At 60.5% G+C, this 24,085-nt stretch carries 21 protein-coding genes; 13 read left to right on the top strand and 8 right to left on the bottom strand.

The genetic code is table 11. The features are described from left to right. Positions 1–20: 20 nt before the first annotated feature. The 4 genes from rsmD (at position 21) to CSQ95_RS01455 (ending at position 2,276) form a co-directional block, all read left to right on the top strand. Positions 21–680 (top strand): 16S rRNA (guanine(966)-N(2))-methyltransferase RsmD, encoded by a 660-nt coding sequence (rsmD, locus tag CSQ95_RS01470; protein WP_099408177.1) that lies wholly within the window; start codon positions 21–23, stop codon positions 678–680. Between the two features lie 112 nt (positions 681–792). After that, entirely contained in the window at positions 793–1,290 is a 498-nt protein-coding gene (gene coaD / locus CSQ95_RS01465) for a pantetheine-phosphate adenylyltransferase (RefSeq protein ID WP_034752633.1), read from the top strand. Between the two features lie 14 nt (positions 1,291–1,304). After that, on the top strand, positions 1,305–1,571 hold the full coding sequence (locus tag CSQ95_RS01460) for a YfhL family 4Fe-4S dicluster ferredoxin (RefSeq protein WP_099408176.1): 267 nt from the start codon (positions 1,305–1,307) through the stop codon (positions 1,569–1,571). A gap of 108 nt (positions 1,572–1,679) precedes the next feature. After that, positions 1,680–2,276: a chalcone isomerase family protein gene (locus CSQ95_RS01455; RefSeq protein WP_099408175.1), complete on the top strand. Its 597-nt coding sequence runs from the start codon at positions 1,680–1,682 to the stop codon at positions 2,274–2,276. Positions 2,277–2,348: 72 nt separating this feature from the next. Here the strand turns inward: CSQ95_RS01455 and CSQ95_RS01450 are convergent, their stop codons facing one another. Continuing rightward, positions 2,349–2,654 carry a hypothetical protein gene (locus CSQ95_RS01450; protein ID WP_070218913.1) on the bottom strand — a complete coding sequence of 102 codons (306 nt, stop codon included), beginning with the start codon at positions 2,652–2,654 and terminating at the stop codon, positions 2,349–2,351. 192 nt (positions 2,655–2,846) lie between these two features. Here CSQ95_RS01450 and CSQ95_RS01445 point away from each other — a divergent pair, with 192 nt between their 5' ends. Continuing rightward, positions 2,847–3,827, top strand: coding sequence for a LysR family transcriptional regulator (locus tag CSQ95_RS01445; protein ID WP_034783859.1), 981 nt, complete (start codon positions 2,847–2,849; stop codon positions 3,825–3,827). 47 nt (positions 3,828–3,874) lie between these two features. Here the strand turns inward: CSQ95_RS01445 and CSQ95_RS01440 are convergent, their stop codons facing one another. After that, positions 3,875–5,434, bottom strand: a complete 1,560-nt coding sequence (locus CSQ95_RS01440; RefSeq protein WP_099408174.1) for a methyl-accepting chemotaxis protein — start codon at positions 5,432–5,434, stop codon at positions 3,875–3,877. A gap of 204 nt (positions 5,435–5,638) precedes the next feature. After that, complete coding sequence (locus CSQ95_RS01435) at positions 5,639–6,094, bottom strand: Lrp/AsnC ligand binding domain-containing protein (RefSeq protein ID WP_010393827.1); 456 nt, start codon at positions 6,092–6,094, stop codon at positions 5,639–5,641. A 207-nt stretch (positions 6,095–6,301) separates the two neighbouring features. Between CSQ95_RS01435 and putA the strand changes: the two genes are divergently transcribed. Next, on the top strand, positions 6,302–9,955 hold the full coding sequence (gene putA, locus CSQ95_RS01430) for a trifunctional transcriptional regulator/proline dehydrogenase/L-glutamate gamma-semialdehyde dehydrogenase (RefSeq protein ID WP_099408173.1): 3,654 nt from the start codon (positions 6,302–6,304) through the stop codon (positions 9,953–9,955). A 75-nt stretch (positions 9,956–10,030) separates the two neighbouring features. Here putA and CSQ95_RS01425 read toward each other — a convergent pair whose 3' ends face one another. Then, complete coding sequence (locus CSQ95_RS01425; RefSeq protein WP_180278927.1) at positions 10,031–10,789, bottom strand: 5'-methylthioadenosine/adenosylhomocysteine nucleosidase; 759 nt, start codon at positions 10,787–10,789, stop codon at positions 10,031–10,033. 1,471 nt (positions 10,790–12,260) lie between these two features. Between CSQ95_RS01425 and CSQ95_RS01420 the strand changes: the two genes are divergently transcribed. The 7 genes from CSQ95_RS01420 to CSQ95_RS01390 all read left to right on the top strand — a co-directional run bounded on the left by CSQ95_RS01420 (position 12,261) and on the right by CSQ95_RS01390 (position 21,001). Further along, entirely contained in the window at positions 12,261–13,886 is a 1,626-nt protein-coding gene (locus CSQ95_RS01420) for a GMC family oxidoreductase (protein ID WP_099408171.1), read from the top strand. Between the two features lie 133 nt (positions 13,887–14,019). After that, on the top strand, positions 14,020–14,790 hold the full coding sequence (locus CSQ95_RS01415; protein WP_035823437.1) for an ABC transporter ATP-binding protein: 771 nt from the start codon (positions 14,020–14,022) through the stop codon (positions 14,788–14,790). After that, entirely contained in the window at positions 14,790–15,518 is a 729-nt protein-coding gene (locus CSQ95_RS01410; protein ID WP_070218917.1) for an ABC transporter ATP-binding protein, read from the top strand. The genes CSQ95_RS01415 and CSQ95_RS01410 overlap by 1 nt, the downstream gene beginning before the upstream one ends. Positions 15,519–15,588: 70 nt before the next feature. Continuing rightward, positions 15,589–16,797, top strand: a complete 1,209-nt coding sequence (locus CSQ95_RS01405; RefSeq protein ID WP_099408170.1) for an ABC transporter substrate-binding protein — start codon at positions 15,589–15,591, stop codon at positions 16,795–16,797. A gap of 161 nt (positions 16,798–16,958) precedes the next feature. After that, entirely contained in the window at positions 16,959–17,843 is an 885-nt protein-coding gene (locus CSQ95_RS01400; protein ID WP_070288905.1) for a branched-chain amino acid ABC transporter permease, read from the top strand. Between the two features lie 31 nt (positions 17,844–17,874). Beyond that, positions 17,875–18,855 carry a branched-chain amino acid ABC transporter permease gene (locus CSQ95_RS01395; protein WP_070218920.1) on the top strand — a complete coding sequence of 327 codons (981 nt, stop codon included), beginning with the start codon at positions 17,875–17,877 and terminating at the stop codon, positions 18,853–18,855. 82 nt (positions 18,856–18,937) lie between these two features. Next, a complete protein-coding gene (locus CSQ95_RS01390) occupies positions 18,938–21,001 on the top strand; it encodes a 3-hydroxybutyrate oligomer hydrolase family protein (RefSeq protein WP_373631103.1) in 2,064 nt (687 codons plus the stop codon). Positions 21,002–21,047: 46 nt separating this feature from the next. Here CSQ95_RS01390 and CSQ95_RS01385 read toward each other — a convergent pair whose 3' ends face one another. The 4 genes from CSQ95_RS01385 to sugE all read right to left on the bottom strand — a co-directional run bounded on the left by CSQ95_RS01385 (position 21,048) and on the right by sugE (position 23,818). After that, positions 21,048–21,839 carry an EAL domain-containing protein gene (locus CSQ95_RS01385; RefSeq protein WP_099408269.1) on the bottom strand — a complete coding sequence of 264 codons (792 nt, stop codon included), beginning with the start codon at positions 21,837–21,839 and terminating at the stop codon, positions 21,048–21,050. Between the two features lie 44 nt (positions 21,840–21,883). After that, positions 21,884–23,041 (bottom strand): iron-containing alcohol dehydrogenase, encoded by a 1,158-nt coding sequence (locus CSQ95_RS01380; protein WP_099408168.1) that lies wholly within the window; start codon positions 23,039–23,041, stop codon positions 21,884–21,886. A gap of 85 nt (positions 23,042–23,126) precedes the next feature. Further along, positions 23,127–23,486, bottom strand: coding sequence for an NADH-quinone oxidoreductase subunit A (locus CSQ95_RS01375; protein WP_099408167.1), 360 nt, complete (start codon positions 23,484–23,486; stop codon positions 23,127–23,129). A gap of 11 nt (positions 23,487–23,497) precedes the next feature. Further along, positions 23,498–23,818 (bottom strand): quaternary ammonium compound efflux SMR transporter SugE, encoded by a 321-nt coding sequence (sugE, locus tag CSQ95_RS01370; protein ID WP_099408166.1) that lies wholly within the window; start codon positions 23,816–23,818, stop codon positions 23,498–23,500. Between the last annotated feature and the right edge of the window lie 267 nt (positions 23,819–24,085).

Genomic DNA, 24,085 nt, shown 5'->3' with positions numbered 1-24,085 from the left:
ATCGAATTGAAGAAATCCCCATGCAAAAAAAAATTAAAAAACCCGCCAAAGTCCCCGTCCACCACGCGCCGCCACCGAACCAGGTGCGCATCATCGGCGGCCAGTGGAAGCGCTCCGTGCTGCCTGTTTTGCAGGCACTGGGCTTGCGCCCGACGCCGGACCGCGTGCGCGAAACCGTATTCAACTGGATCAACCACTTGCGCGACGGCGACTGGGCCAACGCCCAGGTGCTGGACCTGTTTGCCGGCAGCGGCGCACTGGGCTTCGAGGCGGCCAGCCGCGGTGCGGCGTCCGTCACCATGGTCGATACGCATACGCCCGTGATCCGCCAGCTGGAAGAAAACAAGACGAAATTGCGCGCCGACAATGTCCAGCTGCTGCGCGGCGACGCCCTGCTGACGGCGCAAGGCCTGGCAGCGCGCGGCCAGCGTTACGACCTGATCTTCCTCGATCCGCCTTACCAGCAGGATTTCCTGGCGAAAGTGTTGCCGCTGTGCGCCAACCTGCTCAAGGAAGGCGGCATGATTTACGCGGAATCGGGCTTGCCGCTGGTCTTCGATGAAGCCAGCGCACTGGAAAAGCCGGAATGGATGGCGCCATGGGAAGTCATCCGCGCCGACAAGGCGGGCACCGTTTATTATCATTTGCTAACTTACAACAAAGTGCCGGCAACTGCCTGAATCTGCCTATAAATGAGGCAAAAAAGCCCCCTGGCCCGAGGCGCAGCACCAAGGTAGTCACCAATTTCAGGCATAATGCGCGTCTATATTGGTGCATCATCAGGGAGCCGCAATGGTTGTAGCCGTTTATCCAGGAACATTCGATCCGCTCACGCGCGGTCATGAAGATTTGGTGCGCCGCGCATCGGGCCTGTTTGACAAGCTGATCGTCGGTGTGGCCGACAGCAAGAACAAGCAACCGTTTTTCTCGCTCGACGAACGCCTGGAAATCGCCAACGAAGTGCTCGGTCACTACCCGAATGTGCAAGTGGAAAGCTTTTCCGGCCTGCTCAAGGATTTCGTGCGCAAGCATGAAGCGCGGGTCATCGTGCGCGGCTTGCGCGCCGTCTCCGACTTCGAATACGAATTCCAGATGGCGGGCATGAACCGCTACCTGCTGCCCGATGTCGAAACCATGTTCCTGACGCCGTCCGACCAGTACCAGTTCATTTCGGGCACCATCGTGCGCGAAATCGCGGCACTGGGCGGCGACGTCTCCAAGTTTGTCTTCCCCTCGGTGAACCGCTGGCTGCAAAACAAGATTGCCGCCAACGCTGCCTCATCGCAATAAGTAAGAGTGAAATCATGGCATTACTGATCACCGACGAATGCATCAATTGCGACATTTGCGAGCCCGAGTGCCCGAATGACGCGATCTACATGGGCGCGGAAATCTACGAAATCGATCCCAACAAGTGCACCGAATGCGTGGGGCACTTTGACGAGCCGCAATGCCAGCAAGTGTGCCCAGTCAGCTGCATCCCCTTCAATCCCGCCTGGCGCGAAAGCCAGGAGCAATTGATGGCCAAGTACGAACGCCTGCAGGCGGAACTGCCTGCCGCCAAACCCTAAGCATTTCTTCCTCGCCACTTCTGCGTGGCGCCAGCTTCTGCCAACTGTTCTACACTGTGTGCTTGTGCGGACTTATCCACAGCACATGTTTCTCTACGGAGGCAGAAGATGCAAATACGCACATTCCGTTTGGGCCGCTCCCTGGCCGCCGCCTGCCTGTGCGCCGCCCTGGCGCAACCTGCGCTGGCCGTCGAAGTGGGCGGCGTCAGGCTGGACGACACGGTGCAGCTGGCCAGCCGCGAGTTGAAACTCAACGGCGCCGGCGTGCGCTACAAGGTCATCTTCAAGGTCTACACGATTGCGCTGTACCTGCCGGAAAAGAAAACCCAGCTGACCGACATCCTGGCACTGCCCGGGCCGCGCCGCCTGGAAATCGTCATGCTGCGCGACATCACTTCCGACGAGCTGGGACAAGCGTTCATGCAGGGCTTGAAGCGCAGTTCCGACCAGGCCGACCGTACGCGCCTGCTGAGCCAGACGATGCAGTTCGGCGCCATGTTCGAAACGGTGCCCGGGCTGAAAAAGGGCGATATCCTCACCGTGGACTGGCTGCCGGAAGAGGGGACCTTGTGCAAGCTGAACGGCAAACAGGTGGGCGACATGGTGCCGGATCTGGCTTTTTACAATGCGCTGCTGAAAATCTGGATCGGCGCCCATCCGGCCGACACGGTGTTGCGCGCGCATTTGCTGGGCGACGTGGCATAACCGGCTGGCGGCTGGCGGCGGGCGTAAAAAAAGCCAGCGCAGGCCGGCTTATCATTTGCAACAGTTGATCGCTCAGGCGCGCGTCGACAGGGCGCGCAATTCGGCGGCGTTGCTTGGCGACACGCCATCCATCTTGCCCAAGGTACGTTGCAAGGCTTGCGCTTCGCGCATCTGCTGGCGCGCCAGGCGCTCTTCGCGGCTCAGCTTGGGACGCACCACCAGCACCATGGCGCGGGCAATGCCCACCAGCAAAGGCTTGAACAGCAGGGCGAAGGCGCCCACGGCAACGATCACCAGCACGAGTTGCAGGGCGTTCAGCAGGGAAATCTCCAGCACGGGTGCGGATACTGCGTACAGGGCGGAGGCGAAGGTAGACATACTGTTCCAGTGCATTATAGAATTTGCCAGTACTATAGTGCAGTGCAACATATAAATCTAATTCCATTTCTTGATACCAATTATATGAATCGTGAATGGAAAACTGTAATATTTTTTTACGAGTGAAAATATTCGTGCCCGGCGCGGTTTACACTCTTAAGTAATCAATTCAACTTTTATCTTGGGCTTTCCATGAGTTTTCTGACGCTGGATCTGAACTTGCTGCGTGTTTTCGACGCCGTCATGACGGAACAAAACCTGACGCGCGCAGCGGGCCACCTGGCGATGACGCAGCCGGCGGTATCGAACGCCATCAAACGCCTGCGCGAGAGCCTCGGTGACGAATTGCTGATCCGCACGGCATATGGCGTGAAACCCACGCCCCGCGCCGAAGCGCTGTGGCCGTCCGTACGCTCGGCTCTGGCCAGCCTGGAAGCGGCCGTCACGCCGGAAACCTTCGACGTGTCGAAGACCCACGCCACCTTCCGCATGGCCATGGCCGATGCGACGGCCGCGTTCTGGCTGCCTTCATTGATGCGCTCGATCGAACGCGAAGCGCCTGGTGTCAACGTGCGCATGATGCCGCTGACCACGCGCGAACCGCGCCCGATGCTGCTGCGCGGCGATATCGACCTGGCCGTGGGCTTCTTTCCGGGCGTGGCGGCGCAATTGTCGAGCGAGACGGGTTCGCCCATCCGCCACGAGCGCCTGTATTCCGGCAAGTATGTATGCGTGATGCGGCGCGGCCATCCGCTGGCCGACAAGGAATTGACTCTGGATAACTATTGCGCGGCCAACCATTTACTGGTGAGCTTTTCCGGCCGCGCGCATGGTTTGATCGACGAAGCGCTGTCGCAGATCCACCGCGAACGGCGCATTTTGTTGACGGTCAACCAGTTCTTCACGGCCGGGCGCGTCGTCGCCAATTCCGACCTGATCACGGTCTTGCCGCGCCATCTGATCGCCTCGACGGGCATGACGGAGTCTCTGCTGTACAAGGATTTGCCGTTGACCTTGCCGGCCGTCCACCTGGACATGCTGTGGCACGAACGCGACGCCCGCAGCCCCGCCCACAAGTGGCTGCGCAATCACCTGGAAAGCATGAACACGCCCACCCTGCGCACGGCCACGGCGGCCGGCGGCGGCGTGGCACCGAAACCGCACGTCGAGTAAGTGACTGCCAGCAAAAAAAACGCCTGATGAAACATCAGGCGTTTTTTTTATGCGTGATTGCTGGACCGATAACCGATTCTGAAACCGCCCCAGTGCTTGCCCTCGACGTGGATCGGCACGGATAAATCGTGCATGACTTCGCCCGTGTCGCGTTTATAGGTCTGCAACAGGAAGGGCTTGGTGTTGCTGCCGCAGCGCTTGCCCGTACGGTCGCTGAAGATGCGCTTGGTGCGGTTATTCACGATATCGGTGGCGTAGTCGCCCGTCAGCGGCTGGGAAAACTTCTTGTTATGCGTTGGAAAATATCCATTGTTGTCGACGGCGCCCGCATAGGCCAGATGGGGTAATGCGGCCAGCACGCCTTCCTGCAGGTCGGGCAGCACCTTGTCCGTAAACGCGTCGAACTTGGTGTTGTGCTTGGGCGGATTCGTGTTCGGGATGGGGCGGTAGTGGCGGTCGAACAGGGCTTCGCGCGTAATGCGCCCCGAGGCGATCGCCTGCTCGAACAGTTTGCCTACCTCGCGCGCGGCGCGCTGGGCCGCCTCGCGGATCTCGTCGTGCGGCGTGGCCACGCTCGATTCGCCCAGCGCGCCGGCGATCACTTCAGCCCGCTCGGCCAGGGCCATGGCCGACTGTGTGGCACGCGGCAATTCCGCATTCGTCGACAACATGCTGTCGCGGATTTGCAGGATGGCGTCGGCGATCAGCTGCGTCGTGTCGACGTGCTCGCGCGAGGCGCGGGCGATTTGCCCGATCTCGTCCTCGGACTCGCCCGACGATTCCTCGATATGGCTGAGCGAGGCATGCACGCTTTCGACATTGCGCGCCGCTTCCGTGACACCGGCCGCCAGCGAACTCATGCCACGTGCGGCTTTTTCCGCCTGTTCATTGATTTCGCGCACCATCACGCTGATTTCATCGGAGGCTTCCTTGGTGCGCTGCGCCAATTGCCGCACTTCGCCGGCCACCACGGCAAAACCGCGCCCGTGTTCGCCGGCGCGCGCCGCTTCGATGGCGGCGTTCAGCGCCAGCAAGTTGGTGCGCGCGGAAATATCGGAAATGGCTTCCGTAAAGCCGGTGATGCGTTTGGATTTTTCCTGCAAGCTCAGCATGTTGCTGGAGGCGCCTTGCGCTTCCTCGCGTGCATGATTGATGCGGCGCAAGCCCTGGTCCACTTCGGCGCGCGCCGCCACGCTTTCCACACGCACACCGGCGGCCACCTTGGCGGCCCGTTCCGCATTGGCGGCGATCTTTTCCGTCATCGCGGCATTTTGTACGGAGCTGTCGGCGATGTCGCTGGCCGTGCGCACGTCGAGTTCCACCTTCTGTTTGACGGAATCGACAAAATACGAGGTTTCCGCCGCGCCGATCATGATGGCGTCGATGGCGTTGCCCACGGTGCCGGCGAACTCGTGCAAGCCCGGCTCGCCGCGCGCACGGCTGGCAAACGACAGCAGCGCGGCGCCGATGGCGGCGGCCACGCAAGCGATCAGATACGGATGGTCGCCGCCCGACAGCAGCAACAGATAGGCCAGGCAACAGGCGATGGCCATGGCCAGGATCGTGAATACAAAGAAACGCACCAGCTGATGCTGCAACTGCTTCATTTGTCCCCCGCTGCGCGAACCCGTCACGTCCCGTTGAAGGGACGTGCTGTAACCGTATGCGGGTGGGCACGATTGCCCGCCTTGCACCCTGAACGTCACGTCTATGCGGCGTTTCAGGCGGCTACCGGATAGCAGAATTGTGGTTCTACCCTACAACATTTGTTCCGATAGCTCAATCAGAAAAGTGGGGCGGCTACACCAGGGTCACTTAATCGGCAATTTGGTGGTGTTTTTGACCTCTTCCATGACGGCATAAGTGTGGGTTTCCCGCACACCTTTCTGCAACAGCGTCTTGCCCAGGAATTCGCGGTAGGCGGCCATGTCCTTGACGCGCGCCTTGACCAGGTAATCGAAGCCGCCGGCCACCATATGACATTCCAGTACCTCTGGAATGATTTGTACGCTATGCTTGAAGGCGTCGAACACTTCCGGCGTCGTGCGATCGAGCACCACTTCGATGAACACCAGCAGCGACACGTCGAGCAGCTGCGGGTTCAACTGGGCCGTATAGCCCATGATGTAACCGGATTCGTGCAGCTTGCGCACGCGCTCCAGGCAGGCGGCCGGCGACAGGTTCACGCGCGCGGCCAGCTCCACATTGCTGATGCGTCCATCGCTCTGCAATTCCATCAAGATTTTCTTACTGATCTTGTCCAGCATTCCTATCACCCCCAAATTAATATTATTTGGTTAAATTGTCGCATCAAAAACTATCTATTGCTAGTCCCCTGTATTACCAGAATTAATCCATAAGAATCCCCTTTACAATCGAATCATCTTAACGTCCGACTTTCTGTATTTTTTTGCACCAAAAAAGAGCAAGAATTACGTCAGTTTTCGTCCCCTTTTTCCTTGTAAAGAGCACTTATGCACCCTGCAGGCCCCTCGGCTTTTACCCCGATTCCTTTTGCTGCGTTCCAGGCAGAAATCCTGCCCGAAGCGACACCCCAACGCGCCGCCATCACTGCCGCCTATAGGCGCGATGAGGTTTCCGCCGTGCAGTGGCTGTTGCAACAAGTGCGCCCCAGCAGCACCGAAACGACCGCCGAAGGACAAGCGCTGGCGCACCGCCTGGTCTCGAACGTGCGCCAAAAACGCACACGCGCGTCCGGTGTCGATGCACTGATGCACGAGTTCTCGCTGTCGTCGGAAGAGGGTGTTGCATTGATGTGTCTGGCTGAAGCGCTGTTGCGTATACCCGACAGTCAGACGGCCGACCGTTTAATCGCCGACAAAATCAGCAAGGGCGACTGGAAGAAGCACCTGGGCGAATCGCCGTCGCTGTTCGTCAATGCGGCCACCTGGGGCTTGCTGATTACGGGCAAACTGGTCAGTACCAGCAGCGAATCGGGCCTCGGTTCTGCCATGACCAAGCTCATCGCCAAAGGCGGCGAACCGCTGATCCGCAAGGGCGTCGACCTGGCCATGCGCATGCTGGGCAACCAGTTCGTCACGGGGCAAACCATCGAGGAAGCGTTGAAGAACAGCCGCGAGAATGAAACGCGCGGCTACCGCTACTCGTACGACATGCTGGGCGAGGCGGCCCTGACGCAAGCCGACGCGGCCAACTACTACGCCTCGTACGAAACGGCGATCCACGCCATCGGCAAGGCGTCGAACGGACGCGGCATCCGCAACGGCCCCGGCATTTCCGTGAAACTGTCGGCCCTGCACGCGCGCTACAGCCGCGCCCAGCGCGCCCGCGTCATGGAAGAATTGCTGCCGAAGGTCAAAGCGCTGCTGTTGCTGGCAAAACAGTACAACATCGGCTTCAACATCGATGCGGAAGAGACGGACCGCCTGGAACTGTCGCTCGACCTGATGGAAGCACTGGCCTTCGATGCGGACCTGGCCGGCTTCGAAGGCATCGGCTACGTGGTGCAGGCGTATCAGAAGCGCTGCCCGTTCGCCATCGATTTCCTGATCGACCTGGCGCACCGCAGCGGCCGCAAGTTCATGGTGCGCCTGGTCAAGGGCGCGTACTGGGATGCGGAAGTCAAGCGCGCGCAAGTCGACGGCCAGGAAGGCTATCCCGTCTACACGCGCAAGGTCTACACGGACGTCTCTTACCTCGTGTGTGCGCAAAAACTGCTGGCTGCCAGCAGCCTGATCTACCCGCAGTTTGCCACGCACAACGCGCAAACCCTGTCGACCATTTATACCTGGGCAAAACGCGACGGTATTACCGACTATGAATTCCAGTGCCTGCACGGCATGGGCGAAACCCTGTACGACCAGGTCGTCGGCCCCGACAACCTGGACAAGCCGTGCCGCATCTACGCCCCCGTCGGCTCGCATGAAACCCTGCTGGCCTACCTGGTGCGCCGCCTGCTGGAAAACGGCGCCAACTCATCGTTCGTCAACCAGATCGTCGACGAAAGCGTGGCCATCGATAGTCTGATCCGCGATCCGCTGGAACAGGCACGCCTGCAGGGCGGCTTGCCGCACCCGTCGATTCCGCTGCCGCTGGACATGTTTGGCAGCGAGCGCAGGAACTCGGCCGGCCTGGACCTGTCGAATGAAGACACCTTGCGCACCCTGGCCACCGGCCTGGCGCAGCAGCAGACATGGCAGGCGGCGCCGCTGATCGATGGCGCCGTCAGCCTGAATACGCCGATGCAAGTCATCCACAATCCGGCCCAGCACGACGATGTCGTGGGCAAGGTCATGGAAGCCGGTCCGGCGGACGTGGAAACGGCGCTGGCCAGCGCCAGCGCGTATGCCATGGATTGGCAAACGACGGAACCGTCGGTCCGCGCGCAAGCGTTGCTGCGCGCCGCCGACCTGTTCGAGGAACACCATATTGAGCTGATGGCCCTGGCCGTGCGCGAAGCGGGCAAGTCGCTGCCGAACGCGATCGCGGAAATCCGCGAAGCCGTCGACTTCCTGCGCTACTACGCGGCGCAGGTGGAACATGCGCCCAACACCCTGGCGCTCGGTCCCGTCACCTGCATCAGCCCGTGGAACTTCCCGCTGGCCATCTTTACGGGCCAACTGGCCGCCGCTCTGGCAGCGGGCAACGTAGTGCTGGCCAAGCCGGCCGAGCAAACGCCGCTGATCGCCCACCGCGCCGTGCAATTGCTGCATGCGGCGGGCGTGCCGCGCGGCGCGCTGCAATTCCTTCCCGGCAGTGGAGAAGTGGTCGGGGCCGGCCTGTGCAATGACGCGCGCGTGAAAGGCGTGATTTTCACGGGCTCAACGGAAGTGGCGCAGTTGATCAACCGCAACCTGGCCGCGCGCGCCGTGGCCGAAGGCATCGACATTCCCCTGATCGCCGAAACGGGCGGCCAGAACGCGCTGATCGTCGATTCGTCCGCCTTGCCGGAACAGGTGGTGCAGGACGTGATGTCGTCCGCTTTTGACAGCGCCGGCCAGCGCTGCTCGGCCTTGCGCGTGCTGTTCCTGCAAACGGAAATCGCCGACAAGACCATCCATATGCTGAAAGGTGCCATGCAGGAATTGCGCGTTGGCAATCCTGACCGCCTGGCGACCGATATCGGTCCCGTCATCGATGCGGAAGCGCAAGGTAACTTGCTGGCGCATATCAACAAGATGAAAACCATGGCCATCGACCATTATTCGCTCGATTTGCCGACCGTCAAAGGCACGTTCGTCGCCCCGACCGTGCTGGAAATCAAGTCGCTGGCGCAATTGACGCAGGAAGTCTTCGGCCCCGTGCTGCACGTGATCCGCTACAAGCGGGCCGAACTGCCGCAACTGGTGCAATCGATCAACGACAGCGGTTATGGCTTGACCCTGGGCATTCATACGCGCATCGACGAAACCATCGCTTTCATCACCCAGCGCGCGCACGTGGGCAATATTTATGTGAACCGCAATATCGTTGGCGCCGTCGTCGGCGTGCAACCGTTCGGCGGCGAAGGCAAATCGGGCACGGGACCGAAAGCCGGTGGCCCCCTGTATCTGAAACGCCTGCAGCGCAATGCGCCGGCCGGCGCGCAGCACCAGCGCCAGGCGCCGCCCGCGCTCGACGCGCTGACCGTCTGGGCGAAGATGCATGGCCACGACCAGGTGCAGCAACTGGCGCAGGAATACGCACGCACCACCTTGCTGGGCAGCACCACCGTCTTGCCAGGCCCGACGGGCGAGCGCAATACCCTGAGCTTTGCCGCACGGGGCACGATTCTGTGCGCGGCGGCCACGTCCGGCACCTTGATGAACCAGCTGGCGGCCGTGCTGGCCACCGGTAACCAGGCCCTCGTGCTGGCGCAAGCGCCGGATCTGATCCCCGGCGACTTGCCGGCGGCGCTGAAGGACCGCATCCAGGTCGTCGGCAGCCTGGAGTCGGTCAAGCATGATTTCCAGATCGCCATGATCGAGCCCTGCCTCGATGGCCAGCTCAAACCGCTGCTGGCGGCACGGGAAGGGGCCCTGGTGGCCACCATCGCCACCACGCAGGACGGTGCCATCCCCCTGTGGCGCCTGGTCGCTGAGCGGGCGCTGTGCGTGAATACGACGGCGGCCGGTGGTAATGCCAGTTTAATGATGTTAAGTGTCTAAATTTTAAGCAGGTAGTTAACAAGGAAGGGCAGAACCAGTGGTTCTGCCCTTTTTTTATGCACGCTAGCTGAAACATCAGCCAGCCAGGCGCTGGCATAGCTGCTGAATCACTGCAAACGCATACGGCGAAGCGACGGATTGCACGAAACGCATGAAGTCGACGGCCGCCTCTTCGTTGGCATTGTCGGAAATGGTGCGCATGACCGTAAACGGCACACCGAGTTCAAAACACACTTGCGCCACGGCGGCGCCTTCCATTTCGACGGCCAGCAAGTCAGGGATATCCGCTTTCAGCTGGTTGATATGCGCGGCGCTGCCGATGAACTGGTCGCCGCTGGCGATCAGGCCGCGGTGCACCTGCGCGTGCTGCAAGCCGAATGCCACGATATCGGCCGCCTTGAGCACGCTGGAAACATCGTCGCGCAGGAAATCTTCCGCGGCGGCGGCCAGTTGCGTGCTCAACGCCAGGTCCGTGGCGAAGCGCTGCAAGCCCGTCAGCGGCACTTCGAAGCGGGGAAACAAAGGTCGGGCGTCCATATCATGCTGCAGCAGCGATTCGGCCACCACGATGTCGCCCACTTTCACGTGTTTATCCCCACTGCCGGCCACGCCGGTGAAGACGATGTGGGTAACTCCGTACTTTTCCACAAGGATAGAAGCTGTCATGGCAGCGGCAACCTTGCCCAGACGCGACAGGACGCACACAGCGTCGATATTCCACAGGTTCCCCAGGGTGTAGTCACGCATGCCGTGCGAACGCCTCTGAGGGCCTTGCATGGCTTCTACCAGCCCCTGCTGTTCTTCGTGCAAGGCACTGATGATGCCTAAACGCATTTTTTTGTGTGAATTCATGCTGTTTTTACAGGTTTTTTGAATTGCAAAACGGTTTACAGGGTGAAAACAGCCTTTTCGGTGACTTTTCCATCGTGCGCGTTTGTCTCTGTGTTTTAAATAAAGATGTATACATAAAAATAGTAATGATAGTAAACGGCCATTTTTTTGTGGATAAGTCGGTATACCATCGAAAAATCATCGACTTAGCGCACAAAAAAGTAGGCGCACAAGCATTGTATCCAGCGAGGACTTGTTTGGGATAAAAATTGGCTTGTGGACAAAGATCGACTTTTCCCACATCTCATCCTGTGGATATGCAGGCACTTATCCACACCGCTACGCAAAAATCGCATTTTTTCTTGCTGCAATGACATGTTTGACGGGATTTGTGTGGACTGATTCCTGTCTGGCAATCGAAGCTGAGCGATCCCGAACGCGCTTCTTTCACGAACATCGGCATCCAGGTGATTCCTGGCAGACGGTTTGGCAGTGGGTAGCACTGTTGCCGTTGGCTTTTTTTTGACGTTTTTTGCATGCTTTTTGGAAATATCCCCGGACTTTCGTTTTTTTTGTCGGTTTACAATAGATCTATATATAAAAATAGTAGTAATAGTAAACGCGTTTTTTTCTGTGGATAAGTCACTTTTTTTCAACAGGATCAACCGTTTACGCGCAAAATAAAGCGTGCATAATCGCTGTATCACGCGAGGAGCAAAATTGTATAAAATGCGGGCCTGCGCATAACTTCGTGTTTACTCACAAGTCATCCTGTGGATATCAAGTGACTTATCCACAATCGTCTCAAATACCCCCTCTTTTCGACATCGCACCGTCTCTCGGCCGAATACCTGGCCAGGACGGTTGACGATTCCATTTTGCAAAACGGTTTGGCAGTGCAGTGCGCGTGATGCCGGCCGTGCCGGTTTTCGTCGCTCAGTTGTTGGCGCGATTTTTTTTGTCAGTCAAAGCAGCTCGCCGTTTTTTTTGAAGACAGGCTTGTGAACCTTCCCGAAGGAAAAGGGCAGGCAAAGCGCGCGTTGTCAGGTTTACCTTAACAAGATCGTATACAAGAATAGTAATAGTAGTTAACGGCGACATCTTCTGTGGATAAGTCCTGATTTATCCTTGTAAACAATCGCTTGGCGTACGGATAAACGCTGAGTAAGGGTTGTATCTGCCGGGGATGGTTTTGGGATAAAAAAAAGGCGTCCAAAAAAATTTTCGTTTACTCACATATCGTACCTGTGGATATCCATACGGTTATCCACAGCTTGGCGACCTTGTTTTTGAGCTTATCGTGACGCTCGCCCATATCGCTGGCCACGATTAATGTCGCCCTGGCCCAGGACTGGTGGTAATCTCAAGACGGCTCAGCAGCCATGCATGCATGAAGAAAGACAGACTCTGGTAAAGGGACGCGGTGGGGAGACACGCCGCGCGACAGCTTGATGGCATACCGAAAGGAGCTTCATTGGAATCGGCAGGCGAATACGACTACATCATCGTGGGCGGCGGCACGGCAGGTTGCGTGCTGGCCAACCGGCTCACGCGCGACAAGGATGCCAACGTTTTGCTCGTGGAAGCGGGCGGCAAGGACGATTACGTGTGGATCCACATCCCCGTCGGCTATCTGCATTGCATCGGCAACCCCCGCACGGACTGGTTGTATACCACGCAGGCGGACGCGGGCCTGGGCGGGCGCAGCCTGATCTATCCGCGCGGCAAAGTGCTCGGGGGCAGCTCTTCCATCAACGGCATGATCTACATGCGTGGCCAGGCCGGCGATTACGATCACTGGGCCGACCTGACGGACGACGCTTCGTGGCGCTGGGACAAAGTCTTGCCGCTATTTAAACAAAGCGAGGATTATTACGGCGGCGCCTCGGAAAACCATGGCGTCGGTGGCGAGTGGCGCGTGGAAAAACAGCGCCTGTCGTGGGATATTTTGAATGCGTTCCGCGACGCGGCGCAGCAGGTGGGCATCCCGAAAACCAGCGATTTCAATGGCGGCGACAATAGCGGCAGCGCGTATTTCGACGTCAATCAGCGCCGCGGCATTCGCTGGAATACCTCGAAAGCGTTCTTGAAACCGGCCGCGCGCCGGCCGAACCTGACGATCATGACGGGCTGCCACGTGGAACGTCTGCTGCTGGAAACGACGGAAACGGGGCCGCGCTGCACGGGCATCGTGTTTACGGGCGGCGGCACGCAGTGGCAGGCGACGGCCAAACGGGAAACCTTGCTGACGGCGGGTGCCATCGGTTCGCCCCAATTGCTGCAATTGTCCGGCATCGGCCCGGCCGCCTTGCTGCGCGAACACGGCATCACGCCCGTGCTGGACTCGGCTGGCGTGGGCGGCAATTTGCAAGACCATTTGCAGCTGCGTATGGTGTACAAGGTGCAGGGCGTCAAGACCTTGAACGTGATGGCCAGCAATATCGTCGGAAAAATGCAGATCGGCTTGCAATATGCGCTGTTCCAGAGCGGGCCCATGTCGATGGCGCCGTCGCAGCTGGGGGCGTTCGCCAAGTCCGACCCGCAGCAAGCCACGCCGAATCTGCAATACCACGTGCAGCCGCTGTCGCTCGACAAATTCGGCGAACCCTTGCATGCGTTTCCCGCGTTTACGGCCAGCGTCTGTAATTTGCGTCCCACCTCGCGCGGCCATGTGCACATCGCCAGCGCCGACAGCTATGCGGCGCCGAAGATCGTGCCCAATTACCTGAGTACCGAGCAGGACCGCGCCGTGGCGGCCGACGCCTTGCGCCTGACGCGCGCCATCGCCGCCGCGCCGGCCCTGAAAAAATTCGCTCCCGAAGAATACAAGCCGGGCGTGCAATTCCAGAACCAGGAAGAGCTGGCGCAGGCGGCCAGCCAGATCGGCACCACCATCTTCCACCCGGTGGGCACCTGCCGCATGGGTCTGGCCAGCGAGGCCTCTAGCGTGGTTGACAGCTCCTTGCGCGTGATCGGCGTGGCCGGCTTGCGTGTCGTCGATGCCTCGATCATGCCGTACATTACTTCTGGTAACACGAACTCGCCCACCGTGATGATCGCGGAAAAAGCGGCGCAAATGATACACGCGGCCTGGAAATAGCGGGGCAAGCGTGCGAGTTTGCGCCATTCGGGCTGGCGAAAAATCCCCGTAGTTATACTGTATTGTGCGTTAAATTTAAGTTGTGTATTATAAAAATGACTAAGTAGTACAAAAAGTACAACTAGGAGACACGATGTCAAACGTAATCTTGGAAACAAGAAATTTGACCAAGGAATTCAAGGGGTTCACCGCTGTGAGCGAGGTGAACCTGAAGGTAGAGCGGGGCCATATCCACGCCTTGATCGGTCCTAACGGCGCCGGCAAGACCACGTGTTTCAACTTGCTCACCAAATTCCTGGTCCCCACATCCGGGCAGATCCTGTTCAATGGGAAAGATATCACGGCCGCCAAACCGGCCCAGATCGCGCGCATGGGCGTGATCCGTTCCTTCCAGATTTCCGCCGTCTTCCCGCATCTGTCCGTGCTGCAGAATGTGCGCATCGGCTTGCAGCGCCAGCTCGGTACCTCGTTCCATTTCTGGCAAAGCGAACGTGCCTTGAACCAGCTCAACGACCGCGCCATGGCCTTGCTGGCCGAAGTCGACCTGACGGAGTTTGCCGACACCATCACGGTCGACATGCCCTACGGACGCAAGCGGGCGCTGGAAATTGCCACCACCCTGGCGATGGAGCCGGAAATGATGCTGCTCGATGAACCGACGCAAGGCATGGGCCACGAAGACGTGCACCGCGTCACCGAGCTGATCAAAAAAGTGTCGGCCGGCCGCACGATTTTGATGGTGGAACACAATATGAGCGTGGTCTCTGGCATATGCGACAAGATTTCCGTCCTGCAGCGCGGCGCCATGCTGGCCGAAGGCAGTTATGCGGAAGTGTCGCGCAATCCGCAAGTGATGGAAGCCTACATGGGCACCACCCACGCCGAACTGGAAGGGGCGCATTGATGGCGACACAAGTGAATGGCGGCGCACCCGCGCTGGAAATTACGCAACTGCACACCTGGTATGGCGAATCGCACATCCTGCACGACGTCAATCTGAAAGTGGAGCAGGGCGAAGTGGTGACTTTGCTGGGCCGCAACGGCGCCGGCCGCACGACCACCTTGCGCGCCATCATGGGGCTGACGGGCGCACGCACGGGCTCCATCAAAGTCAATGGCAGCGAAGCGATAGGTTTGGCCACGCACAAAATCGCCCACCTGGGTATCGGTTACTGTCCTGAAGAGCGCGGCATTTTCTCGTCGCTGTCGACCGAGGAAAACCTGCTGCTGCCGCCGACCCTGGCCAGCGGCGAGAAGGGCATGTCGGTGGAGGAAATCTACGCCATGTTCCCGAATTTGCAGGAGCGCCGCCACAGCCAGGGCACGCGATTGTCGGGCGGGGAGCAGCAGATGCTGGCCGTGGCGCGCATCCTGCGCACGGGCGCCCGTTTGCTGCTGCTCGATGAAATTTCCGAAGGCCTGGCACCCGTCATCGTGCAGGGCCTGGCGCGCATGATTACCACCCTGAAGGCAAAGGGCTACACCATCGTCATGGTGGAACAGAATTTCCGGTTTGCCGCGCCGCTGGCGGACCGGTTTTATGTGATGGAGCACGGTCAGATCGTCGAGACTTTTGCTGCATCCGAACTGGAAGCCAAGATGCCGGTATTGACCGAGCTGCTTGGCGTGTAATGCCCATGTAGTTCCGTATCGTCGTCGAGCAATCGTTTAAATAGCAAACAATAATCCCAACGGAGACACTATGAAACGTAACGCTATCGCCATTGCCACCGCCACTCTTTGCGCCCTGAGCTTTTCCGCCGCCGCGCACGCCCAGGTATCGGGCGATACCATCAAGATCGGTTTTATTTCCGACATGTCAGGCGTGTATTCCGACGTCGACGGCCTCGGTGGCGCGGAAGCCATCAAGATGGCGATCGCCGATGCCGGCGTGGTACTGGCCGGCAAAAAGGTGGAATTCATTTCCGCCGACCATCAAAACAAGGCCGACATCGCCGCCTCGAAGGCACGCGAATGGTTCGACCAGCAGGGCGTCGACATGCTGATCGGCGGCACCAATTCCGGCGCCAGCCTGGCCATGGCCAAGGTCGCGGCTGAAAAGAAAAAAATCTTCATTGCCATCGGTGCCGGCTCCTCGCGCCTGACGAATGAAGAGTGCACGCCGTACACCGTGCATTACGCCTACGACACAGTGGCGCTGGCGCGCGGCACGGGCGGCACCATCGTCAAGCAGGGCGGCAAGAACTGGTATTTCATGACGGCCGACTATGCGTTTGGCCATTCGCTGGAAAAAGACACGGCCGAGGTCGTCAAGGCGGCCGGCGGCAAGGTGCTGGGCAGCGTCAAGCATCCGCTGGGCGCCTCGGATTTCTCGTCCTTCCTGCTGCAGGCGCAAGCGGCCAAACCGCAGATCCTCGGTCTGGCCAATGCGGGTGGCGACGCCATCAACAGCATCAAGGCGGCCAACGAGTTCGGCCTGACGAAATCGATGAAACTGGCCGGCTTGCTGATCTTCATCAACGACATCCATTCGCTGGGCCTGAACCTGACGCAGGGCATGTACCTGACCGATGGCTGGTACTGGGACTTGAATCCTGAAACGCGCGCCTGGTCGAAACGCTATTTCGCCAAGATGAAGAAGGAGCCGTCGATGCTGCAGGCGGCCGACTATTCGGCCGCGGCGAACTACCTGAAAGCCGTCAAGGCCGTCGGCACGGATGATACGGACAAGGTCATGGCCTACCTGAAAAAGACCAAGATCAACGACATGTTCACCCAGAATGGCGAAGTACGTCCCGATGGCCGCATGGTGCACGATATGTATTTGATGGAAGTCAAAAAGCCATCCGAGTCGAAATACCCATGGGATTACTACAAGGTGGTCGCCACCGTGCCCGGTGCGCAAGCATATGTGACCAAGGCTGAATCGAAGTGTTCGTTGTGGAAGTAACGCAGTAGCAACCTCCACGGACTGCCCGCCGCCGCGCGGGCGCTCCGTCCTGCATGCGCTTCGCTCGCAGGGTTCGCCTTGCGCCGCCGCACCCGTTTGCGGTGGCGCGTTTCCCTTGATACCACACCGCTACCCGGCGGTGCTTTTTATACTGTGATGCCATGGAAATTTTCGGCGTTCCATTACAAGCGATGATGAGCCAGCTGCTGCTGGGTCTCGTCAACGGCTCGTTCTATGCCATGTTGTCCCTCGGTCTGGCCGTCATCTTCGGCTTGCTCAACGTTATTAATTTCTCGCACGGCGCCATGTACATGATGGGCGCCTTCCTGGCCTGGATGGGCCTCAGCTATTTCGACATCAATTACTGGGCCATGCTGGTCATCGCCCCGATCCTCGTCGGCCTGGTCGGCATCCTGATCGAAAAAACCATGCTGCGCTGGCTGTACAAACTCGACCACCTGTATGGCTTGCTGCTGACCTTTGGCATCACCCTGATCATGGAGGGTGTGTTTCGCTCGTTCTATGGCGTCTCGGGTCAGCCGTATGCCGTGCCCGAGGCGCTGGCCGGCGCGACGGACCTCGGCTTCATGATCTTGCCGAACTACCGCGCCTGGGTGGTGATCGCCTCGCTCTCCGTCTGCCTGGCCACCTGGTTCGTCATCGAGAAAACCAAGCTCGGCGCCTACCTGCGGGCCGGCACGGAAAACCCGAAACTGGTGGAGGCGTTCGGCATCAACGTGCCGCTGATGGTGACCTTGACCTTCGGCTTCGGCGTGGCGCTGGCCGGTTTCGCCGGCGTGCTGGCGGCGCCGATCATCCAGGTTTCGCCGCTGATGGGCTCGAACCTGATCATCGTCGTATTTGCCGTGGTGGTGATCGGCGGCATGGGTTCCATCATGGGGTCCATCCTGACGGGCCTGGGCCTGGGCGTGATCGAGGGCCTGACCCGCGTGTTCTACCCGGAAGGCTCGGCCACCGTGGTGTTCGTGGTGATGGTCATCGTGCTGCTGCTGCGTCCCGCCGGCCTGTTCGGCAAAGAAAAGTAATCCTCATCAGTCATGTATTGGAGCTACCACGATGAATAAGAATGTAGGCTACGCCATTGCCCTGCTGCTGGCGTTGGCGGCCCCGTTTTACGGCTACCCCGTCTTCCTGATGAAGTTGCTGTGCTTTGCCCTGTTTGCCTGCGCGTTCAACTTGCTGATCGGCTACACGGGCTTGCTGTCGTTCGGACATGCGGCCTTCTTCGGCGGCGCCGGCTATGTCACCGGTTATGCGCTGCGCACCTGGGGCTGGCCGACGGAACTGGGCTTGCTGGCGGGCGTCGCCACGGGCGCCTTGCTGGGCCTGGTGATCGGCGGCTTGGCGATCCGCCGCCAGGGCATCTACTTTACGATGATCACCCTGGCGCTGGCGCAGATGGTGTACTTCCTGGCCTTGCGCCTGCCGTTCACGGGCGGCGAGGACGGCTTGCAGGGTGTTCCACGTGGAACCTTGCTGGGCACGATAGACCTGGCCAACGACACGGTGCTGTACTACGTCGTGCTGGCCATTTTTGTCGCCGGCTTCGCCCTGATCGTGCGCACCATCCATTCGCCGTTCGGACAGGTGCTCAAGGCGATCAAGGAAAACGAACCACGCGCCATCTCGCTCGGCTACGACGTCAACAAGTACAAGCTGATGGCCATCGTGCTGTCGGCGTCGCTGGCCGCGCTGGCCGGCGCCACCAAGACGCTGGTGCTGGGCTTTGAGACCCTGACCGATGTGTACTGGGGCATGTCGGGCCTGGTCGTGCTGATGACCTTGGTGGGCGGCATGGGCACCTTGTCCGGTCCCATCCTCGGCGCCGTATTGATCATCGCGCTGGAAAACAAGCTGGGCGATGTCGGCACCTACCTGGCCACGCACACGGGCATCGAGTGGTTCGGCACCCTAGGTGAATCGGTGGGCATGGTCACGGGCGTGATCTTCGTCATCTGCGTGCTGTTGTTCCGGCGCGGCATCGTCGGCGAAGCCATCGCGCGTTTCGGCGGCAGGGCGGCCAAAGCCGCTGTCTGATTTTCAAGCAACGCCGGACGATTCGTCCGGCGTTTTTCATTGTGCGTCCACTGTTACTTCAACGGAGAGAACCACCATGCAAATGACGATCACGCGCGCGGGCACTGTTGGCACGAGCCTGTGCACCCTGCTGGCGTTGGCAGCCTGCGGCAGCAACCATGCGCCGGAAGAACTGAATCAGATGCCCGGCTACCTGGGCACCATCACGCGCGCCGACTACGACGGCAAGACGAACGATCTGCTGACAGCAGGGCTGGGCAAGACGGGGCTGGCGGGCGCCACGCCCGCGTATGCGAATGCTGAACAGCCGACGCCGCTCGAGCTGCGCCGCAATGCGATCTACGCCAATTACCGCGCCGTGCTCGACATTGCCGCCAACAGCGGCTACGGCACCCTGTACGGGCCGAACGTGGATGCGGCCGGCAACGTGGGCAGCGGCGAGGGCCTGGTGGCGGGCAGCGAATACATCGCCTATGCCGATGATGGCACGGGCAAGAAAAATGTCACCCTGATGGTGCAGGTGCCGGCCAGCTTCGACCCGGACCATGCCTGCATCGTCACGGGCACGTCCAGCGGTTCGCGCGGCATCTACGGCGCCATCGGCAGCTCGGGCGAATGGGGCCTGAAAAAAGGTTGCGCTGTGGCGTATGCCGACAAGGGTTCCGGCACGGGCTTGTATGTGTTCGAGGACGACAGCGTCAATCTGCAGAACGGCTTGCGCGCGGGAAGAGTCGCCGCCGGCAAGAACGCGCTCTTCGCGCCCGACTTGAGCGACGTCGACCGGCTTGCCTGGGCTGGCGCCTATCCGAACCGCATCGCCTTCAAGCATGCGCACTCGCAGCAAAACCCGGAGAAGGACTGGGGCAAGGTCACCTTGCAGGCGGTCGAGATGGCGTTTTACGTGTTGAACGAACGCTACGGCGTGCTGGCCCGCGACGGCAGTTCGCGCATCGTGCGCCTGACGCCAAAGAACACCATCACGATCGCCTCGAGCATTTCCAACGGCGCTGGCTCGGCCTTGCTGGCGGCGGAACAGGATACGAAAGGCTTGATCAGCGGCGTGGCGGCCAGCGAACCGCAAATCCAGCCGGCGGCGTCTAACGCTTACAGCGTGCGCCAGGGCGGGGCGGTGGTGGCCAATCCGGGCCGCGCGCTGTTCGACTACGCTACCTATGCGGCCCTGTATCAGCCGTGCATCGCTTCCGTGGCCGGCAATGCGGGACGCTGCACGGCGCTGGTGGCCAAGGGCTTATTGAACGGCGCCGACCTGGCGGCGCAGCAGGCGGACGCGAAGCAGCGCTTGCGTGCGTATGGCTGGTTGGTCGACTCTGATCCGCTGCAGGCGGCGCACGCGGGCACGAACATCCTCGTGGCCGTCACGTATGCGTATGCCTATGGGAAATTTTCCGTGACCGATAAAGTGTGCGGTTTCACGTTTGCGCAGACGGACGGCAGCGGCAATCCGATCGCGTTTACCACGGCGCAAAAAGCGGCCAGCTTTGCCGCGCAAAACGGCATCCTCGGCAATGTCGTGTACGAGAACAGCGTGGGCGGCGCCAAGGTCTACACGGCAGGCGTGTCGCCATCGACCAGCTTGGCGGACCAGTCGCTCGACGGCTTCCTGTGCCTGCGCAGCCTGGCGACGGGGCGCGACGCCGTCAGCGGCGCCAACTTGCAGGGCACCCTGGCCGGGCAAAGCGTGCGCGTGCGGGCCGGCATGGCCGAAGTCGCGGCCAGCGGCAAATTGCAGGGCAAGCCGGCCATCATCGTGCACGGCCGCAGCGACACCTTGATTCCCGTCAATCATGCTTCGCGCGCCTATCTTGGCCTGAACGCCGCCGTGGAAGGGGCCGCCAGCCGGCTACGCTATATCGAGGTGACCAATGCCAACCATTTCGATTCCTTCAGCAGCGCCTTGCCGACCCTGATCGTACCGCTGCACGTCTACCTGAACCGGGCGCTCGACGCCATGTATGCGCACTTGAACGCCAAGCAAGCCTTGCCGCCATCGCAGGTGGTGCGCACGGTGACGCGCGCCGATGCGTCGACCTTGATTACGAACGTCAACGTGCCGGTGATTGCGGCAACGCCGGCACCCGCCAATGCCGTCAGCGTGACGGGCACGCAGGTGGATATTCCGAACTAGGCTGTATCGCTTGTGAAACCTGCGGCCACGTTTCACGTGGCCGTTTTTATTCCCAGGCCGTATCGGCGATCTGGCCCAGTCCCTGAAAGACGGGCTTGGAAAACCAGTAGCCCTGCATCAGTGAAATGCCGCAGCTGGCCAGGAAGTCGCGCTCGGCGCGTGTCTCGATGCCTTCGGCCAGCACGCGGATACCGAGTTCACGGCACAGGCTGGCGATGGCGCGCACGATCGCCTGGCGCGGCGCCAGCGTATCGATGCCGCGCACCAGGTCCATGTCGATCTTGATGATGTCGGGCTGGTATTCGGCCAGCAGGTTCAAGCCCGCATAGCCGGCGCCGAAATCATCGATGGCCGTCTGGAAACCGAAGCGCCGGTAGGCGCGGAAAATCTCGACCAGGTGGGGACGGTCCTGCACCCGTTCGCCTTCCGTCACTTCAAAGATGATTTTATCGGTGGGGAAGCGGTGCAGCCTGGCCGCTTCCAGGGTGCTGCGGATGCACACTTCCGGGCGGTAGACGGCGTTGGGCAAAAAATTGATCGACAGGAAGCCCTGCATGCCGAGGCGCGCTGCACCGGCCACGGCCTTGACGCGGCACGCCTGGTCGAAGCGGTAGCGGTTGGCGTCGTTGACTTGCGCCAGCACGCTGGCCGCGCTTTCGCCGTTCGGGCCACGCACCAGTGCCTCGTGCGCATAGATGCCGCGCGTGGCCAGGTCGACGATGGGTTGATAGGCATACTCGAAGGCAAACGGCAGCGGCGCGCTGTCATGGCAGCCGGCACAGGCACCGTAGGGAAAGTGGGTGCTGTCGGGATGAATGGGGATGTCGGGAGGCGTCATGGCGTCAGTGTAGCTGGGCGGGTTGGCAGATTCCGTCTGCTGGTTCACAGTGCGGCCGCATAGATGGCGCGCGCATCGGCGCGCGTGACGGGCCGCGGATTGTTGCCCAGCAAGCGCGTCTGCAGCATGGCTTCATCGGCCAGGCGGTCCAGGTCGCCGGCTGCGATGCCCACTTCGCGCAAGGTGCACGCGATACCGGTAGCCACGGCAATCTCCTGCATGGCGTCGATCAGGGCCTCGGCCCGCGCTTCCTCGCTGCCCGTGATGCCGGGTTGCAAGACGGTCGCCAGTTGCGCATACAGGGGCGCCGCATGGGACAAGTTAAAACGCAGCACGTGCGGCAGCACCAGCGCGTTCGACAGGCCGTGCGGCACGTGGAACAGGCCGCCGATGGGATAGGCCAGCGCGTGCACGGCAGCCACGGGCGCGTTGGCAAATGCCTGGCCGGCCAGCATGGCGCCCAGCAGCATGGCTTGCCGCGCCGGCAAGTTGCTGCCATCGCGGCAGGCTGCGACCAAGTTGCTGGAGAGCAGCGACAGAGCCTGGGTAGCCAGCATGTCGGACAAGGGATTTTTCAGCAGGCGGCTGGTGTAGGCTTCGATCGCATGCACCATGGCATCGATGCCGGTGGCAGCCGTCACGGCGGGCGGCAAGCCCAGGGTCAGGCTGGCGTCGAGGATGGCCAGGTCCGCATACAGTTGCGGCGCGACCACGCCCATCTTGCTGGTGGCGCCCGTGGTGACGATGGCGATGTGCGTGACTTCCGAGCCCGTGCCGGCCGTCGTCGGCAATTGCACCAGCGGCAGGCGCTGACCGTGCACGTTGCCGATGCCGTACAGCTGGGTCAGTTCCTGGTGGCCGGGCGCCAGCACGGCGATCAGCTTGGCCACGTCCAGCGAGCTGCCGCCTCCAAGGCCGATAATCAGTTCCACGTGAAACATCTGGGCCTGGGCCACGCCAGCCAGCACGACGGCTTCGGGCGGATCGGCTTGTACATCGGAAAAGACATGCACCTCGATGCCGGCCGCTTGCAAGCTGCGCAACGGTGCATCGGCCAGACCCGTGCGCAAAAAGCCCGCGTCGGTGACGAGCAGGGCGCGGCGCACGGCGGGGAAGTGGTGGGCGATATGGGCGCCCAGTTGGGCAGCGGCGCCCGGTTCAACGATCAGATGCGGCACGGTACGGAACTGGAAGGCGGACATGCATGCTCCTGACAGTGAGGACAGAAGTCCAGCATACTCCGCTTTCCTGCCCCGTGCCTGTTTCACGTGGAACCAAAAGCGGAGCTTACTCCCACTCGAGCGCGCCGCGCTTCCATTCATAGGCCAGGCCGATGGCCAGCACGCCCAGAAAGCCCATGACGGCCCAGAACCCGGGCAGGCCTAGCTCGTTGACGTTGGCCGCCCACGGCATCAGGAAGATCACCTCGATATCGAACAGGATGAACAGGATGGCGACCAGGTAGAAGCGGATGTCGAACTTCATGCGCGCGTCGCCGAACGCCTCGAAGCCGCATTCGTACGGTGACAGTTTTTGCGCATCGGGCTTGTGCGGCCCCAGTACGCGTCCCAGCAGCATGGGCACGATGCCGACCAGGATGCCGATCAGAATGAATAGCAGGACGGGAAAATAGTGTTCGAGGAGCATGGGGATTCCTCTCAGTGGCTCGATGACAGTTTCATCAGCACGATACCGCACACGATGAGGACGGCGGCGCACACGCGCATGGTGTTGACTTGCTCGCCCAGAAAGACGATGCCAACGATAAAGGCGCCGACGGCACCGATGCCCGTCCAGATGGTGTAAGCCGTGCCCAGGGGCAGCGTGCGCATGGCCAGCGACAGCAAGCCGAAGCTGGCGATCATCATGACGACGGTGACAACGGAGGGAGTGATTTTGGTGAAACCCTCGGAGAGTTTCATCGAGTATGCCCACACGACTTCAAGCATGCCGGCAATCATTAAAAGTATCCAGGCCATGGCGGCTCCTATACAGAGCGGGCCGTCCCGGTGTGTTCCCATGATGGGGGAGGCCGTCCTCCTGGATGATCGTCGCGCTGGCCACTGGCGTGAGCACGGAGGCGAACGATGCGGCAATTGTAGCAAACATTGCCGGACCGCGCAGCGCGGCGCGGGCCTGTCCTGGCACCTGGGCGTGTTCCACGTGAAACAAAAATCGCTGTCGACTTGCCCTCGCTGAGTAAAAATTAAGCAAAAATTGGCCCGTGGAAGGTTGCGTTCGCAAAA

The sequence above is a fragment of the Janthinobacterium sp. BJB304 genome (assembly GCF_002735765.1).
Lineage (GTDB): Bacteria > Pseudomonadota > Gammaproteobacteria > Burkholderiales > Burkholderiaceae_D > Janthinobacterium.
The sequence above is the reverse complement of the archived record's forward strand: the minus strand, read 5'-3'. Positions and strand labels throughout refer to the sequence as shown.